This window comes from Aeromonas eucrenophila (genome assembly GCF_000819865.1).
In the GTDB taxonomy this organism is placed as follows: domain Bacteria; phylum Pseudomonadota; class Gammaproteobacteria; order Enterobacterales; family Aeromonadaceae; genus Aeromonas; species Aeromonas eucrenophila.
Map to the genome: position 1 here is coordinate 1 of NZ_CDDF01000012.1, position 435 is coordinate 435.

The window sequence follows — 435 nt, forward strand, 5'->3', positions numbered from 1 at the left end:
AGCCACCCGCGAGCGGCAAGCCCCCCGCCTCTATGTGGACAGGGTCTTCACCGCCAGCGGTACCGGCACTGTGCTCACCGGCACATTGCAGCAGGGGCAGCTGCGGGTGGGAGACAAGCTGCGGCTCTACCCCGCCGGCCGGGAGGTGCAGATACGCTCCCTGCAGGCCTATCACAGCGCCGTCGATGAGATTGGCGCCGTCTGCCGGGTAGCGGTGGGGCTTAAAAAGGTGCCCCACAAGGAGGTGGCTCGCGGCCACTGCCTCGGCAGCGCGGCCGGAGATTGTCAGGCGGTCAGCCACCTGATAGTGCGCCTGGAATCCGCCAGCCAGGAGCCGCCCAGCCAGTCCCTTCGCAACCAGGAAGTGGAGGTGGCGCTCGGCAGTTGGCACGGCCGGGCCCGCTTTGTACCTATCAAAGAGGTGCCGATTAAAGA

At 66.9% G+C, this 435-nt stretch carries 1 protein-coding gene; it reads left to right on the top strand.

Annotation, left to right across the window (positions count from 1 at the left end; translation table 11 throughout):
• Window positions 1-435, top strand: a 435-nt coding sequence (locus tag BN1124_RS12530) for an EF-Tu/IF-2/RF-3 family GTPase (RefSeq protein WP_042642395.1), incomplete at both ends; no start/stop codon positions are given.